Below are 16,195 nucleotides of genomic sequence, written 5' to 3'. Positions count from 1 at the left end.
TTTGTATAGCGCTAGATATTTAAAGGAGGTCAATATTGACCTCCTTTTTGATTTTTACGAACCTACCTCAATAAGGCATTAGTCAGTCTCGATAGGATTGTTGCGATACTCTACCTGCATACTGTCATCCCTGCTTTCCGCGCTGCCATCGCAATTACACTGACAGACTTGGTTGAGGATGTAGATGAGGCGGTCCTCGGTTAATGGAATTGGGTTGCCTTTTATTGCCATTGACTTCATCGCATCAGCAGCGACTTGCTCAAACGACGTTCCGCACACACCAAATTCCGACAGTTGTGGAAGGGCTAAGCGCTCTAATATCATGTTTACCCACTGAATGCTGTCTTCGATAGACGCATCATTTCGTCCGGTCAATATTTGAGCCATAGTGCGATAACGGTTTAGTACGTCACTGCGGCCAGCCCTTTTCGCGGCTTTGATGTTTTCCATCATTACATGTGGAGCCAGCCTTGCAGTGATCACGCTATGAGGTGCTGAGATCTTACCGCCAAGCGCAGAGGCTAAGCCGTGTGCTGCTCCCAATTTAGCATTAGTAATCGCCATGCCGCCCAGCATGGCAGCAAAAGACAGATCCGCACGGGACTTGGGGTTGTCTTGCTTACACCCAGGAATGATGGAATAGCTCAGCCGTCTTAACCCCTCCTCACACACCATGTCAGTCAATGGGTTGGGTTCACCACAAACGTACGCTTCCATAAGGTGAGTGAAAGCATCCATGGCACCACGCCCGGAAGTGTATACATCGGTACCGTAAGTTAAGACGGGATCGACAATAGCAACATCAGGAAGCATATCAGGGTTTCGTAGACTGACTTTTACCTTATCCTGCCCAGATTTAAGCACCGCGTTCTTGGTGACTTCGGCCCCGGTGCTTGCGGTGGTTGGAATTGCAATCATTGGAATGGGTTTGGTTTTTAACGGAACATTTCGACCAACAACTTCTACGTAATCATAGACATCGCCTTGATTAGGAATGATAGCGGCAAGTGCCTTACCCATATCCAACACACTGCCACCGCCAATCGCCACCACCATGTCGGGTTTAAATCGACGCCCCATGATGGCGGTTTCTTCCACCATGGTAATATTTGGCTCGCCACGGATCGCTACGTGTTGATAACGCATTTTTTGATTATGGAGATAGTGAATAACGGGCTCTGCTCGTTGTCGATCTTGCCCGGTTACTAAGAGAACGCTGTAACCAAATTGATTGATGATAGAAAGAGAAGACTGAAGCGCCCCCTCACCAAAGATAATGCGACTCGACGTCATAAACTGAAACATACCAGATTCCTTTAGGTATACCGTAGACTCACCAGTCAAAACATTGCCAAGACCGCCAGCAATACGAAAAACAAACCATCAGTGAGTGTTATCGGTAGAGCAAACATACAAAGCTGTACTCAGCATGCTATCTCAAAGGACGACAGTTTTTGATTTAAGCCAAGCAATTAGCGCATGTCGCCCGTTTAAATTCGTAACTTTTGCACATCATCACACACTAGATAGGGTCATTGTTACGACGATTTGCCCAACTTCTGCGCTGATAGGTTTTACCTATCGCACCAAGAGACAAATGACACTTTATTTCCTCTTCATCTTAAGGCATAGTGGATTTCAACAAGATGAAAGAACCACAACCATTATTACTCGTGGTTCAAAGAAAAGTTTAGTCTTCAAGGAGAAATTGAATGTTCGTTGTTATTTTTGGTCGCCCTGGTTGTCCTTATTGTGTTCGTGCAAAAGAGCATGCTGAAACGCTAAAAGCAAAACGCGACGATTTTAACTATCGTTACGTTGACATCCATGCAGAAGGCATTTCAAAAGCTGACCTAGAAAAAACTGTTGGTAAGCCGGTTGAAACTGTTCCTCAGATCTTCATCGACCAAGAGCACATTGGCGGCTGTACTGAGTTTGAAGCTTACGCGAAAGAGAACCTAGGTCTATTCGACTAATTAGCCTCTGCAATCAACTCAAGTATAGTTGACGATAGAATTGAATAAGCCAGCGTTTTACGTTGGCTTTGTTTTTTGCGAGGTAACCCACCTTCAGTACATACTTTCACCAACGGCATAAATAACCCTCTGTTTTTCCTAAGCTAAGGCACTCAAGCTGAACTAATGCAAAAAGGGAAAAAAATTCACTTATCTTTTTGAAAATTTCCGCTACAATCGCCACACTTTATTTATTCTCCACTACTGTCTGTTTGAGTCGTACTAGTGAACATCGACGTCGTCAATTTGCTTGACCAAAACCCTATTCTCCTCATCTTTGTCGTTCTCGCGATCGGCCTTGCCTTTGGCAAAATTCGCTTCGGAAATCTGCAATTAGGCAATTCGATTGGTGTGCTGATCACCTCATTGATCATGGGTCACCTCGGCTTCACATTTAACGCTGAAGCGCTGACGATCGGGTTCATGCTGTTTATCTACTGTGTAGGTATCGAAGCAGGTCCTAACTTCTTTGGTATTTTCTTCAGAGACGGTAAGCACTATTTAATTCTTAGTCTGACGGTGCTGGTCACCGCTTTGATGGTGACCTATTTCGCCAGTCACTACCTTGGGTTGGACTACGGCTTATCGGCTGGTGTCATGGCAGGTGCTCTAACCGCTACACCAGTACTCGTTGGCGCGCAAGATGCACTGAACTCCGGACTCGCGACCATACCGCGCGGTATGGATTTCTCATTAGTTATTGAGAACCTGTCCGTCGGTTACGCGATGGCCTACCTCATTGGCCTCATTAGTATGATTATGCTCGCCAAGCTACTACCTAAGCTTCAAAAGCAAAATCTTCACGACTCTGCGCAGCAGATAGCCCAAGAGCGTGGATTGGGTGGCAGTGGTCAGCGTAAGGTCTATCTGCCTATTATTCGTGCCTACCGTGTCGGACAGGAGCTTATAGACTGGACTGATGGTAAAAACCTGCGCGAGCTAGGTATCTACAGACAAACCGGCTGCTACATTGAACGAATTCGACGCAACGGCATTCTAGCCCACCCTGATGGTGACGCTATCTTGCAAGAAGGTGATGAAATTGCACTAGTAGGTTTCCCTGATAGCCACGCTCGACTCGATCCAAGCTTTCGTAATGGTAAAGAGGTATTCGACCGCAACCTTCTTGACCTTCGGATCGTTGAAGAAGAGATCGTTGTCAAGAGTGACAATATCGCAGGAAAAAGCCTGTCCGATTTAAACTTGTCTGAATATGGCTGTTTCTTGAACCGCGTGGTTCGAGCTCAAATTGAGATGCCAATGGACGCCAACATCGTACTGGCTAAAGGTGATATCTTGCAGGTCAGTGGTGAAAAGAGTCGCGTTCATGGTCTTGCTGAAAAAATCGGTTTCATCTCGATTCACAGTCAAATGGCAGACCTGTTGGCTTTCTGTAGCTTCTTTATTCTGGGCATCATGTTTGGTCTGATTACCATGTCATTCGGTCAAGTCTCATTCGGTCTTGGTAACGCGGTAGGCTTACTTTTGTCAGGTATCACGCTTGGCTTCCTGCGTGCTAACCACCCCACGTTTGGCTATGTGCCTCAGGGTGCGCTGAATATGGTCAAAGACCTAGGGCTAATGTTCTTCATGGTGGGTATCGGACTGAGTGCCGGTGGCAAGATGTTCGAGCACCTAACGCAAGTTGGTCCTCAAGTAATATTGATTGCCTTTTTGGTCAGTGTGCTGCCTGTGGTGCTGGCTTACTTAGTTGGCAACTATGTTTTGAAGATGAACCGAGCACTCCTTATCGGTGCAATCGTCGGTGCTAGAACATGTGCACCTGCGATGGACGTTATCAACGAACATGCACGCTCAACTATCCCTGCTCTGGGGTATGCGGGCACCTATGCGATAGCCAATATATTGATGACGTTGGCTGGTACGATTCTGATTATCCTCTCTTAACAGACGAGGTTAAACGCAGACAAAAAAAGGGGCGCTTACATAGCGCCCCTTTACTTTGTTACTCAGTTTTTTGTTACTCAAATAGTTAGTAACTAAAAGACTGTATCGATTTATAGGTCGATAACGTCAAACTCAACTAGTGGAGAAACATCCGCTTCGTAGTCCACGCCTTCAACACCAAAGCCGAACAGCTTCAAGAACTCTTCTTTGTACTCAACGTAGTCAGTCAGTTCTTTTAGGTTTTCAGTCGTGATTTGTGGCCAAAGCTCAGCACAGTGCTTCTGGATATCGTCACGAAGCTCCCAGTCATCAAGACGTAGACGATTCTTATCATCGACTTCTGCTACGCTGCCGTCTGCTTTGTATAGACGTTGAGAGAACATACGGAAGATCTGCTCCATACAGCCTTCGTGAATACCTTCTTCACGCATCTTCTTAAATACCATTGCGATGTACAGTGGCATAACTGGGATTGCTGAACTCGCCTGTGTCACTACAGACTTAAGCACTGCAACGTTCGCGCTACCGCCAGTTTCAGACAGTTTAGCGTTTAGCTCAGTTGCTGCGCGGTCTAGGTCCATTTTCGCTTTACCTAACGCACCTTCCCAGTAGATTGGCCACGTTAGTTCTGTACCGATGTACGAGTAAGCAACAGTCTTACAGCCATCAGCAAGCACACCAGCTTCAGATAGCGCGTTGATCCACAGCTCCCAATCTTGACCGCCCATAACAGTCACTGTATCTGCAATTTCTTCTTCAGTTGCAGGCTCTACGCTTGCTTCAATGATCTTGTCAGAGTTAGTGTCGACTGCCGTCGATGTGTAGGTTTCACCGATTGGCTTAAGAGAAGAACGTACAAGCTCACCAGTTTCAGGAAGCTTACGTACTGGAGACGCCAGTGAGTAAACAACCATATCGATCTGACCTAGATCTTCTTTGATTAGGTCGATAACTTTCTGCTTCGCTTCGTTAGAGAACGCATCGCCGTTAATGCTCTTAGAGTACAAGCCTTCTTCTTTCGCTAGCTTGTCAAATGCAGCTGAGTTGTAAAAACCTGCTGTACCAGGTTTTCTTTCTGTCCCTGGTTTTTCGAAAAATACGCCGATTGTTGCTGCACCACCACCGAACGCCGCAGCGATACGAGAAGAAAGGCCGTAACCGCTAGAAGAACCAACCACAAGTACGCGTTTTGGTGCGTTTGCGATTGGACCCTGAGCTTTGGTGTAAGCGATTTGTTCTTTTACGTTAGCTTCACAACCGACTGGGTGTGTAGTAGTACAAATAAATCCACGAATTCTTGGTTTGATGATCATATTCAGTTCCTCAAAAAATCCCTAGTAGGATAAGAGTTTCACACCCAGTTCGCATCCTATTTCTGTCAATTTCTCTGATTTTTATAAGTGGTTGGAGCACTTTCATTCTCCATGAACACAAAAAAAGCGCTCTAGAAACTAGAGCGCTTAAACCTATCTAATTCTTATTAAGCGACGCTGTTTAGCTTCGGCTTATCAACTTCGTCCGTTCTTACTTCAGAGAAGTCATGACTGAAGTGGTCAACCTGAATCGCTTTGTAGCGTAGAGCATCAGCCGCAAGAATCTTATCTACCTCTTGCTCTGTTAGCACGTTAGCTTCAATCGCTTGCTGTAGGCGCTCTTGAAGAAGACCTTTTCTAGCAATCTTGCCCTCTTTGACGCCAATGAACAGCTTCTTCTCGAGGTCACGGATGTCATACATCGCCAAGAACGCGTTTTCCATCAAACCAATCTTGTCATTTGGGGCATCACCGATGTAGCAAAGATGCGTCAATCGATCACGATGTGCACCCGGTACCATCATGCTCTTCGCTAGGTTTAGCGTTAAATTGTCAGACGGTTTTTCGAAGTGATTACCTAGTGGGAATAACAGCCCTTTAAGCGTTACACCGGCCCAGCGCGCTGGGAAGTTCTTATAGGCTTCGTTTAACGACTTAGCAGCATTATGGAAACAGTGTTGAACTGCGTAATGCACGTAATCAAGGTCAGAAGCTTGGCGACCATCGTCTTCGTACTTCTTAAGTGCTGCTGAAGCCATAAACAGATACGCCAAACCATCACCCAATCGAGCTGAGATCATCTCTTTACGCTTAAGATCACCACCTAGAGTTAGCATTGCAAAGTCTGCACTTACCGCAAGCGCTTTACTCAAACGCGTAAGGTCTTTGTAGTAAACTTTTGTCGGACCACTCATATGCGCTCCAACAAACTTAGAACCTGTTAGCGCTGCAGTGAACGCGCCTAGCGTGTTCTTCGTCGCATGACCAATGTGCTTAAATAGAAGCTTGTCAAAATCAGCCGCACCTTGTTTTGCGTCAGGGTTCGCTGCCGCTTCCATCTCTTGGAGTACGTAAGGGTGACAACGCGTTGCACCTTGACCGAAGATCATGAGGTTACGCGTTAGGATGTTTGCACCCTCAACAGTAATTGCAACAGGAATACCTAAGTAGCTAGACGCTAAGTAGTTCATCGGACCGTCTTGAATCGCACGACCGGCATGCACATCCATCGAATCGTTGAGAATTGTACGCGCCATTTCAGTCATGTGGTACTTAGCAATCGCTGTCACGATCCCTGGTTTTTCGCCCATGTCTAGCGATGTCGTTGTCAATGTTCGCGTCGCTTCAAGAAGATACGTCAGACCACCGATTCGCCCCATTGCCTCAGCAACACCCTCGAATTTACCAATCGACATGCCAAACTGCTTACGAACATAAGCGTATGCACCAGTGGTTCTTGTTGTGAGGTGACCGATGGCTGTGCCAAGAGCCGGAAGTGAAATACCACGACCCGCAGATAGACACTCAACCAGCATACGCCAGCCGCGTCCTGCGTATTCTTGACCACCAATCAGCCAGTCCATAGGGATGAACACATCTTTACCGCGCGTTGGACCATTCATGAATGCCAGGTGAAGTGGATCGTGTCGCTCACCAATCTCTACGCCTTTATGGTCAGCAGGAATCAGCGCACAGGTAATACCAATATCTTCTTTGTCACCCAGAAGCTGGTCTGGATCATGAAGTTTAAATGCTAGGCCCAGAACCGTTGCTACCGGAGCGAGTGTTATATAACGCTTGTTCCAGTTAAGGCGAATACCCAGCACTTCTTTGCCTTCATGCTCACCGTAACAAACAATACCTTTATCAGGGATACCACCAGCATCAGAACCTGCTTCTGGACCCGTCAGTGCGAAACACGGGATATCAGTACCATCTGCAAGTCTTGGTAACCAGTAATCTTTCTGCTCTTTAGTACCATAGTGAGAAAGAAGCTCACCTGGACCAAGAGAGTTAGGAACCATCACCGATACTGCTGCACTAATACTGCGTGTCGCAATCTTGGTCACAATCGTAGAGTTAGCAAGTGGTGAAAACTCACGACCACCGAACTCTTTAGAGATGATTAGCGAGAAGAAACGCTCTTTGCGTAGATAGTCCCAAACCTCATTTGGTAGGTCACGATCTTCTTTGACGATCTTGTTGTCATCAAGCATTGCAAGCAAGGTTTCTAGCTCATTATCCATGAACGACTGCTCTTCAGCGGTCAGAACGGGTTTAGGATACTGATGCAGCGTCTTGAAGTTCGGCTTACCCGAGAACAGCTCACCATCCCACCAAACACTACCCGCCTCCATCGCTTCACGCTCAGTGGCGGACAACGGCGGTAGAACCTTTTTGAACAGTTTAAACGCTGGGTCGCTGATCCATTTTCTTCGTAGAGAGCTCATGATACCTATCCTTTTGTTCAGGTGTATTTTTATTATTGGTTTCGTATTTTGTTTTGATTAAAAGCGTTACTCTGCAGCGACACCCGCTGCAAGGTAAGGAATGATTTGGTCAATAATTGCTTCGGCGCTGATCTCTTTCTCAAACGAGCTCAACGCGATTTCTGACAATGCCTGACTGGAAGCCATAGTGAATACGCAAGTACCTAGTGTTAGGTGTAAGCGCCAGAACAACGTCTCTGCATCTAACTTAGGGTTTGCTCGCATCACTGACTGAGTAAACATTGCTAATGCTTCGGTGTAACGCGTCGTGATGAACCAGCGTAAGTGACCTTGTACGTCGGTATACCCTCTTCCGACCAATGACATAAAGCGGCTTGCACCGTTTGGCTTTAGGTTATTAAGTTCTAGGAGTGGTCCTTTCAGTGACTGGAAGACATCAACCATGTTGTAGTCATCTCGGTCGTTCAACTCGTACAGCGCTTTTTCAACCGCCGGCATAAATGCTTCTAGGTAGCGGTTCAACACCGCTCGTACTAGCGTCTTCTTGTCACCGAAGTGATAGTTTACCGACGCCAAATTAACGTTTGCTTTGCTAGTAATGGTGCGCAACGAGGTGTCATTGAAGCCATGCTCTGCGAACAATACCTCGGCTACATCTAGAATCTTGTCCTTCGTGGTTACTCTCGTCGTCATTTCAATCACCCGTATCAAACATATGTTTGAATATACTCCCGCAACACAGGGATAACAAGTGATTAACATCAAACTTTTTAACTACTGGTCGGACAAGATTCACAATTCATTGTTTTAAAAGAAATAAATAATTTTATGAAAAATTCTTCATTCTGATGTGAACTATTTGGTTTTAGGTGGGTCTATTAAAGTGTAATCAGCAAAGAATGAGTTTTCTCTATGCCACTGTTTTATCTATGTTGACTACATGCTGCTTTTTTCTTATTAACTCCTATTTGTATCCGCCCAAACCCCTTGTTGGTTTGGGCTTTTTTTTGCCTGTAGAGCACCGAAAACGTAAAAAACCCAGCCGTAGCTGGGTTTTTTCTTAGTCACTGCAATGCCTGAGTGTTTAATATTGTATTTTTGGCTCAGGAGCTGCTTCCTTTGGAAGGGAGAAGTTCAATAGGATATAACCTAGAACTGCTGCTGTCGTTGAGCCCATCAAGATGCCTAGTCTTGCGTATGTATCAAACTCGGCACTGACACCCGTAAAGGCAAGTGACGCAATAAAGATAGACATAGTAAAGCCAATACCACACAGCACTGACACCGCAAAAATCTGTTTGAAGTCCACACCCGCAGGCAACTTAGCAACCCCCATTTTCACCGCAGCCCAGCTGAATGTGAAGATACCCAGAGGCTTACCAATAAGGAGACCCGCTGCGATGCCAAGTGGCAGCATAGAGGTTAGTCCTGACATTGATACGCCTTCTAACGAGATACCTGCGTTTGCGAATGCAAAGATAGGTAGAATACCAAATGCCACATATGGGTGAAGCGCATGTTCTAGGTGTTTGAGCGGCGAATGCTCTCCTGGTTTACCATTGAGTGGGATAGCAAAGCCCAGCACCACACCTGCCAGCGTCGCGTGAACACCCGATGCCAGTACACTTACCCAGAGCACAGCACCAACGGCTAAGTACACTGGAATGCTCGTAACCTTCTTAGCGTTAAGTACAAACAATATGGCCGTCATTATGAAGCCAAGTGTCAAAGCGATAGTTGATAGGTCGCTGCTGTAAAACAGCGCGATAATCACAATAACACCCAAGTCATCGATGATAGCAAGAGCAAGTAGGAATACTTTAAGTGCAACGGGTACACGCTTACCGAGCAGTGCCATGATACCGAGTGCAAACGCGATATCAGTAGCAGCAGGAATCGCCCAACCACTCATCGCTTCCGCGTCACCCGCGTTGAAAAGAACATAGATAAGAGCCGGAGCAACCATACCACCGACCGCTGCAATTGCAGGGAAGATAGCCGTTTCTTTGGATTTCAGTGCGCCTTCAAGCAGCTCTCGCTTCACTTCCAATCCAATCAGGAAAAAGAAGATTGCCATCAAACCATCGTTGATCCAGTGTGAAATAGACAGACCGAAAACGTAGGTATGAAGCACGCCTTGATACAATTCGTTCAGTGGAGAGTTGGCGATAAACATCGCAATTGCCGCAGCAATAACGAGGATGATGCCCCCTGCCGATTCCATCTTAAAAAAGTTACGAATGACGTCATTCATAATGTAAAGCCCTTAATATTTATTCACATTGTTTGAATGTTAAAAATTGTATATCTAGTTAAATTCCATAAAAAATCGATTCTACAGATGTTAATTGTAGAAATATCCGAATAATACTCTTGTAAGATTCGAGATATGTATACCATTTTGGCAACAATAGTAAAAGTATAGAGCATAGATAGCGCTGACGAATGAATGACTTAGCCCAGAGTAGTCAAAGTCAATATCATTCTAGCAAGGGAAGATTTGAGGAGAGAGTAACAAAGCATTACAGATGTAACTGAATAACGGACAAAAAAAGCGACTTAGTAGCCGCTTAGTTGCATGAATCCCTGAGCCTTGTGAGAGCCGTTAGCCATTGTCGCCCCTTGCCATTGAGGCACAACGAAATTGACCCAGTTATCTCGTTTACGGGCTTTCACAACAAGGTCAATGCCTTGACTCGGAATACGTAAGCTCCAACTCAGTGGAACACGGACTCCTGATTCAAATTCTGTATACCCAAGTGCTTTGAGAGCGATGTCGTCTGTAGGAATATTGGTAACATTGCCTTTTCGATCCACTATCGCAGCACTGGTATAGGGCATATTATCTTTATAGCGATAACGACTTACCATCAGAGCTTTAGCGTCATCGAGCCACAGAATAAAGTTGTCTTCGCCGACATAATTGGCACCAACCAGCTCACTGCCCCACTCCTTGCTAAGCCAAGCTCTCCCTCTAACCTTTAGCAATCGACCGTCAGCAAGCGACAAACTTCCTAGGGTTCGGACAAATGGCGTTTCAATGACATAAGAGGCGCGCGGAAGGAGATCGTGTTTAATCTGATATCCCTTATCGCCCAGAACCGCATAGTTACCAACCGCAGTCAGTTGGAGATTGATAGCAAACTCTTCTGTCGCGACTTTAAGATTGCCCGGCAGTGGCTCACTCGATAGTGAGCGCCATGACCAATCGTCAATCCATACTCGGAATGGACGGCTAAGCCCACCAGCTTGGCCAATGCCACCGCGTGCTATGCGTTGGTCGGTAAACATACCCAAATGGCTATTGAGTACGACGTTAGAAATATAGATCTGAGGATCTTGCCAACCAGTCGCAACGCGATCATCACTCGCATAACGGAAGAAACGAAGACGTAACCAATAGATTTGACCCGCTTCATCTTCAAGCTGAGCCACGACCTGCCACCATTCATGTTGAAACTCGGGATGGAAACGAAAGTCCCGCGGCAGTGCCACTTCCCTATCAGGGAGTACTGGCTCAAATACTTTCTTACCTGGGGAGCCGAAGATAGCATTTATCTGGCTTGTCTTGGTCACCTTGATTCGGTTGTTCTCTGGCTTAGCAAGCCATATCACCGTGCCAGCGACAACGACAATCAACAAACAGACGAAGATAAGTTTCTGCATTCGACTCATTTATAGCGCATCCCTTAACGAATGAATCGGACTGTTTCGAATGAGCTTAAGAACAGGTAATGCACCTGCAACCACCAGCGCGGCCAAAGACCACAAACACGTCCCCAAGTACTGCCAAGGCACGATCTGTAGCTGAAGTGACCATCCAAAAGATTGCTTAATCACAATATCGACAATCAACTGAGCAAGTGCAATACCCAACGGCATAGCAATGGCCGCTGAAATCAAACCAAACACCAAAAGTTGCAAGCCGCCAATTAGGACTAACTCTTTCCCAGAGACACCAAGGCACCGCAAAAGCGAGGTATGCTTTTGACGTGTTATCTCACCTGCGATAGTTGCAAAGAAGATACCAAACACTGCGATAACTAGAGTGATGTTTCCTAACGTATCAGCAATGGCAAAGGTTCGATCAAACGTCGTCATTGCCTTGTTGTGAATCGACGTATTATCGTAAATACGTTCGCTACTTAGGCGGAACGTCGACTGCAATCTTTGCTCAACAAACAGAGACTGGGACTTATCGTTTAGAACTGCCCCAAGTGCAACATCACCGCTACCGGCAAGATTCGCTAACCAACGATTCTGAGACAACAGCACTTGGTCATAGGGATTACCATAGTCGTAATACACCCCGACAACATGCCAGTTTTTGCCCAACGGTGCCCCAAGATTGACGTAATCGCCCGGTCGTAGGTCACGCTTCAACGCCATAGACTCACTGATCATCACACTGCGTGAATGATGCAAATGATACCAATAGTTAGGAACCGCGATTTTCACCGTGAGCGCGTCCATCTCTCCATTAGAGTCACCGGTACTCACGACCTGCATTAGCCCAGACTCTGTCGGGATCTCTTCTTCCCAGCGCCACCAGACTCGCTCTACCTCTGGCTGAGCTTCCAGCCAACGGCTCATGCGAACCGCACTGTTATTCGTTGGGTAGACGTAGATGTCCGCAGCCAATCTTTGAGTCAGCCATCGGTCGGTCGTGTCTCTAAAGCTGCCCACCATGGTTTCAACACCCATATTGGCCGCCATCGCCAGCATGAACGCCATATTGGCTACACCACGATAACTCATACTTGCCGCTGCATCTGCAAAGAACCAACGAAGTTTTACCCAGCGCAACGAGTAAGAGAACAGAGTGAAAATCTTCCAAGTAATAAATGGGGTGATTAAGGCTACGCTGAGCAGCATTAATACAATGATGGCATAACCCGAGTTTTGCGACTTAGGCGCTTGGTAGATAGCGATAGCAGCAACACACAACCCACACGCCACAAAAGCCTGCCAAGTGAACTCTGCACCCGTAAAGCGCATCAAAGATAAGCGTGCAGATAATCGAATCGGCTGCGTCTTAAGCAAGCGGATCAGCGGCCAGCCACAAGAAATAATTGCACCCGACAGTGCGAGGACTAAGCTGTAGAGGCTCCACTCCCAGCTCCAATCGATCGTCAATCCAATATTCGCGTCATAAAGATCGCTCAGGCTCTGCGAAACCGCAGGGATCAATTGATTGGCAAGTACTAAGCCAAATACATTTCCACACAGCCAGCTTAAAAAGACCAGAACAGCGAGTTCTAAACACAGCGCCTGAGTCAACTGCCAGCCGGAGACACCCACTTGTCTTAGGTTACCTACCAATGGCTGTCTTTGTGCAAGCGAAAGTGACATCGCTTGATAAAAGATAAAGAGGCCCACAACAAACGACAGCATACTCATTGCTGACAAGTTGGTATGAAACGCAGCTGTCAGTGACTCTAGCTCTGACTGCGAACTGCGCGACAGTGTCATCCCATTTGGAATCAACTTTCTTAGCTTCTCCAATTGAACTGGGCTCATATCGCCACAAGCAATCACAGAGAGACCGGAAGATCGCTTGATCGCGCGAACCAAAGACATGTCGGCAACCACCTGCATCCCTTTGATGCCGGCTTTCTGGTCAACCTTCACTGGCCCTAAGACAAGTCCACTATCAAGCGTAATAGAGTCGCCATCTTTCCAGCCTTTGTGCTCGGCAAGATCTTGGCTGACAAGGATGGTGGTCGGTACTTTAATCAGGTCTTGCGAAGCAATGTCACCAATAGTGACTCTATGCTTTAGTTGCAGCAGCGAGATAGGATCAGCACCAACAAGGTTGAGCTCTATGCCATCATTGGTTGTCACTTTTTGGATATCAAACGGGACGCACTGCTTAAAGCCTTCACGTCGAAGTTGAATATAAAAGCCTTGCGGGATCTTAGTTTCCGCATGTTTTGGACGAATACGATAAGGTACCGGATTAGCAAACAAACGTTCGCCACTGGCATAGGCTTGCTTGGCATGATGGTTGATAGCCGTAACGCCAACTAAGAGTGACACCCCTAGGGTTAAACCAAGCCAGACTAGAAGAATTTGAAGAGGATGGCGACGGTAGTGCCCAAGTAGTGCCTTAACTACGGGCCATAACATGCAATTGCCCCCCTTGAAGGCGAATAGAACCGTCCATATGAGACGCCACCTTCTCACTGTGTGTGACGACCAACAGGGTACACTCTAGATGACGAGTCAGGGAGGTAAGAAGGCGCATGACCGCTTCAGCATTGCGCTCGTCGAGGCTTCCGGTTGGCTCATCGGCTAAGAGAATTTTTGGCTCCATATACAGCGCACGTGCAATCGCAGCACGCTGCTGTTGTCCACCCGAAATCTCTTCAGGATAACGACCAAGCAAAGCCATTAAGTCGAGTGCAGACAGAATTTGACGCCATAGGCCACGGTCTTCAGGCAAGCCTTTGATCTGTCGACAAAAGCGAATGTTATCGGCGATGTTCAAAGTAGGCAGCAGGTTAAACTGCTGGAAAATATGGCCAATATTGTTGCGGCGATAAGCCGTACGTTGGCTTTCCTTAGCTTCGTGCATGGCAAAATCTGGGTACCAAATTTCACCAGAATCAACCTTATCAATGCCCGCAATCAAGTTCAGCAAAGTACTTTTGCCAGAGCCACTTTCGCCCATTAATGCCAACTGTTCACCTTGCGACAGGGTTAACTCTGCACTTTGCAGTACGGGATGAAACTCACCACCGTCAATGTAGCCTTTGCTAAGGTCAGACAACTTAAGCATTAATACTCTTTAAACAAACGAAAATTTGGACACTGAATCTACACTAAAAACGCCTCACAAGGAAGGGTAATCACGGAGATAACCTGACTATTCTGCCCCTTCACTGCCAAGGCGAAACAAGGCACCAGTTTGTTACTGTTAGACCTGTCGATTATTCGTGTTTCATTTCATTAAATAGCGATGAAATTTACACCAAGATTTTCTGAAAAGTCTGAAAATTGTGATAAGTTTTAGAGAGATAGTTTTTTTGAGGGATACAAATGAAGCGCATTTTAGTCTTAGGAGCATCCGGTTACGTCGGATCTCAATTAATCCCTATTCTATTAGACCAAGGATACCAAGTCACCGCAGCCGCACGGCAGATTGATTACCTAAAAGCGCGGGTACTCCCCCACTCTCAACTGACATTCGAATATTTGGATCTTGCCGATCGAAACGCCACCCTTGCGTTGGTGCCTCAGTTCGACATCGTCTTTTTTCTTGTCCACGGCATGGCACATGGGCATGATTTTCTCGATTACGAGCTTTCTCTGGCACAAAATTTTCGGGATGCCTTGGAGCTAAGCGACGTCCAACATGTGATTTATCTGAGTGCCATTCAGCCGCAAACAGGAAACTCTGAGCACTTAGCGGCGAGAAAAGCCACAGGCAAACTACTCAGAACCAGTAAAGTCCCCATCACCGAGCTTCGTGCCGGTGTTATCATTGGTCCGGGCTCAGCCGCCTACGAAATAATGCGCGACTTTGTTTATAACCTTCCTGTTTTGATTGCGCCTAAATGGGTGGAATCGAAAGCCAACCCAATCGCGCTTGAGAATCTGAACCATTACCTCATTGAACTCACCAAAAAGATGTCCCCGACTACTGAAATCTATGAAGTTGGCGGCCCTGATACTCTCTCCTACCGAGAGCAGTTTGCGACTATCTGCAAACAAATTGGCAAACCACTGCGATTATGGGCTACCCCTCTTCTTACACCTAAGATTGCTTCCTATTGGCTCGGCGTCGTTACATCGGTGCCATCGAGTATTGGGCGTGCACTCCTTGCAGGATTGGAGCACGATTTCATTGCAGACTCTTCAGCAATTCGACAACGCTTCCCACAGACGTTGATTTCCTACGAGCAAGCGGTCAAAACCAGTATCGAACAAGACGGTAAGTTTATTCGAAGCAATGTATGGGGATTTGAGCCTGCGGCACTCAGTCGTTGGCAAGCAGGTTACGGATACTACCCTAAGAAAACAGGCGCGAGCTTCACCACGTCCAAAACCGCCGAGCAGCTTTGGGATGTGGTGAAAACCATTGGTGACCCTAAAGACAGTTACTTCTTCGCGAACATTCTGTGGCGTACTCGAGAATGGCTAGATATCTTCTTCGGTGGAGGGAGACCTGTTAGGCGCTCTCCAGAAGGACCAGAGCTAAAAGTGGGTGATTTTATTGACTCGTGGAAGGTCATTCGCTGCGAGCAGCCTCATTTCCTATCTCTGTTATTTGGGATGAAAGGCCCAGGGTTGGGTCGATTAGAGTTCACCATCACCGACCACGGAGATAAGAGGGAAATCAACATTAGCGCTTGGTGGCATCCGAAAGGCTTTTTGGGTCTTTTGTATTGGTTTGCCATGATGCCCGCTCACCTGTTTATCTTTAGAGGCATGGTGCGAGCGATTGTTCGCAAGGCGAAATAGAACCTTCCATTTACGTCTTATCTAAACGAAAAAAGCGTAGCCA

The 16,195-nt window shown here is 46.7% G+C and carries 11 protein-coding genes; 3 read left to right on the top strand and 8 right to left on the bottom strand.

Annotation, left to right across the window (positions count from 1 at the left end; translation table 11 throughout):
• Window positions 1-78 precede the first annotated feature (78 nt).
• On the bottom strand, window positions 79-1,305 hold the full coding sequence (locus J4N45_RS07060; protein WP_252014271.1) for an iron-containing alcohol dehydrogenase: 1,227 nt from the start codon (window positions 1,303-1,305) through the stop codon (window positions 79-81).
• Between the two features lie 407 nt (window positions 1,306-1,712).
• Between J4N45_RS07060 and J4N45_RS07055 the strand changes: the two genes are divergently transcribed.
• Together J4N45_RS07055 and J4N45_RS07050 are read left to right on the top strand one after the other, a co-directional pair.
• Window positions 1,713-1,976 (top strand): GrxA family glutaredoxin, encoded by a 264-nt coding sequence (locus J4N45_RS07055; protein ID WP_042475426.1) that lies wholly within the window; start codon window positions 1,713-1,715, stop codon window positions 1,974-1,976.
• Between the two features lie 264 nt (window positions 1,977-2,240).
• Entirely contained in the window at window positions 2,241-3,923 is a 1,683-nt protein-coding gene (locus tag J4N45_RS07050; protein ID WP_234493900.1) for an aspartate:alanine antiporter, read from the top strand.
• Between the two features lie 110 nt (window positions 3,924-4,033).
• Here the strand turns inward: J4N45_RS07050 and fabV are convergent, their stop codons facing one another.
• The 7 genes from fabV to J4N45_RS07015 form a co-directional block, all read right to left on the bottom strand.
• Window positions 4,034-5,236: an enoyl-ACP reductase FabV gene (gene fabV / locus J4N45_RS07045; RefSeq protein WP_252014270.1), complete on the bottom strand. Its 1,203-nt coding sequence runs from the start codon at window positions 5,234-5,236 to the stop codon at window positions 4,034-4,036.
• A 167-nt stretch (window positions 5,237-5,403) separates the two neighbouring features.
• Window positions 5,404-7,686, bottom strand: a complete 2,283-nt coding sequence (locus tag J4N45_RS07040) for an acyl-CoA dehydrogenase (protein WP_252014269.1) — start codon at window positions 7,684-7,686, stop codon at window positions 5,404-5,406.
• 66 nt (window positions 7,687-7,752) lie between these two features.
• Window positions 7,753-8,379, bottom strand: coding sequence for a TetR family transcriptional repressor PsrA (psrA, locus tag J4N45_RS07035; protein ID WP_234493903.1), 627 nt, complete (start codon window positions 8,377-8,379; stop codon window positions 7,753-7,755).
• Window positions 8,380-8,770: 391 nt separating this feature from the next.
• Window positions 8,771-9,940, bottom strand: coding sequence for a Na+/H+ antiporter NhaA (gene nhaA / locus J4N45_RS07030; RefSeq protein ID WP_252014268.1), 1,170 nt, complete (start codon window positions 9,938-9,940; stop codon window positions 8,771-8,773).
• A 305-nt stretch (window positions 9,941-10,245) separates the two neighbouring features.
• Window positions 10,246-11,352, bottom strand: coding sequence for a lipocalin-like domain-containing protein (locus J4N45_RS07025; protein ID WP_252014267.1), 1,107 nt, complete (start codon window positions 11,350-11,352; stop codon window positions 10,246-10,248).
• A 9-nt stretch (window positions 11,353-11,361) separates the two neighbouring features.
• Window positions 11,362-13,815 carry an ABC transporter permease gene (locus tag J4N45_RS07020; RefSeq protein ID WP_252014266.1) on the bottom strand — a complete coding sequence of 818 codons (2,454 nt, stop codon included), beginning with the start codon at window positions 13,813-13,815 and terminating at the stop codon, window positions 11,362-11,364.
• Complete coding sequence (locus J4N45_RS07015) at window positions 13,796-14,467, bottom strand: ABC transporter ATP-binding protein (RefSeq protein WP_042475417.1); 672 nt, start codon at window positions 14,465-14,467, stop codon at window positions 13,796-13,798. Before J4N45_RS07015 ends, J4N45_RS07020 begins: the two co-directional genes overlap by 20 nt.
• Window positions 14,468-14,727: 260 nt before the next feature.
• Here J4N45_RS07015 and J4N45_RS07010 point away from each other — a divergent pair, with 260 nt between their 5' ends.
• Window positions 14,728-16,152, top strand: coding sequence for a DUF2867 domain-containing protein (locus tag J4N45_RS07010; protein WP_252014265.1), 1,425 nt, complete (start codon window positions 14,728-14,730; stop codon window positions 16,150-16,152).
• The last annotated feature ends 43 nt before the right edge of the window (window positions 16,153-16,195 follow it).

Origin of the sequence: Vibrio sp. SCSIO 43140 (assembly GCF_023716585.1) — a bacterium.
In the GTDB taxonomy this organism is placed as follows: domain Bacteria; phylum Pseudomonadota; class Gammaproteobacteria; order Enterobacterales; family Vibrionaceae; genus Vibrio; species Vibrio maritimus_B.
This window is presented reverse-complemented; position numbering and strand designations above follow the sequence as displayed.

What these genes read in the sequence shown, in the direction of transcription:
- J4N45_RS07040 (WP_252014269.1), bottom strand. Translation starts at nt 7,686, where the DNA reads ATGAGCTCTCTACGAAGAAAATGGATCAGCGACCCAGCGTTTAAACTG.
- J4N45_RS07010 (WP_252014265.1), top strand. Translation starts at nt 14,728, where the DNA reads ATGAAGCGCATTTTAGTCTTAGGAGCATCCGGTTACGTCGGATCTCAA.
- J4N45_RS07015 (WP_042475417.1), bottom strand. Translation starts at nt 14,467, where the DNA reads ATGCTTAAGTTGTCTGACCTTAGCAAAGGCTACATTGACGGTGGTGAG.
- J4N45_RS07060 (WP_252014271.1), bottom strand. Translation starts at nt 1,305, where the DNA reads ATGTTTCAGTTTATGACGTCGAGTCGCATTATCTTTGGTGAGGGGGCG.
- J4N45_RS07020 (WP_252014266.1), bottom strand. Translation starts at nt 13,815, where the DNA reads ATGTTATGGCCCGTAGTTAAGGCACTACTTGGGCACTACCGTCGCCAT.
- J4N45_RS07025 (WP_252014267.1), bottom strand. Translation starts at nt 11,352, where the DNA reads ATGCAGAAACTTATCTTCGTCTGTTTGTTGATTGTCGTTGTCGCTGGC.
- psrA (WP_234493903.1), bottom strand. Translation starts at nt 8,379, where the DNA reads ATGACGACGAGAGTAACCACGAAGGACAAGATTCTAGATGTAGCCGAG.
- J4N45_RS07055 (WP_042475426.1), top strand. Translation starts at nt 1,713, where the DNA reads ATGTTCGTTGTTATTTTTGGTCGCCCTGGTTGTCCTTATTGTGTTCGT.
- fabV (WP_252014270.1), bottom strand. Translation starts at nt 5,236, where the DNA reads ATGATCATCAAACCAAGAATTCGTGGATTTATTTGTACTACTACACAC.
- nhaA (WP_252014268.1), bottom strand. Translation starts at nt 9,940, where the DNA reads ATGAATGACGTCATTCGTAACTTTTTTAAGATGGAATCGGCAGGGGGC.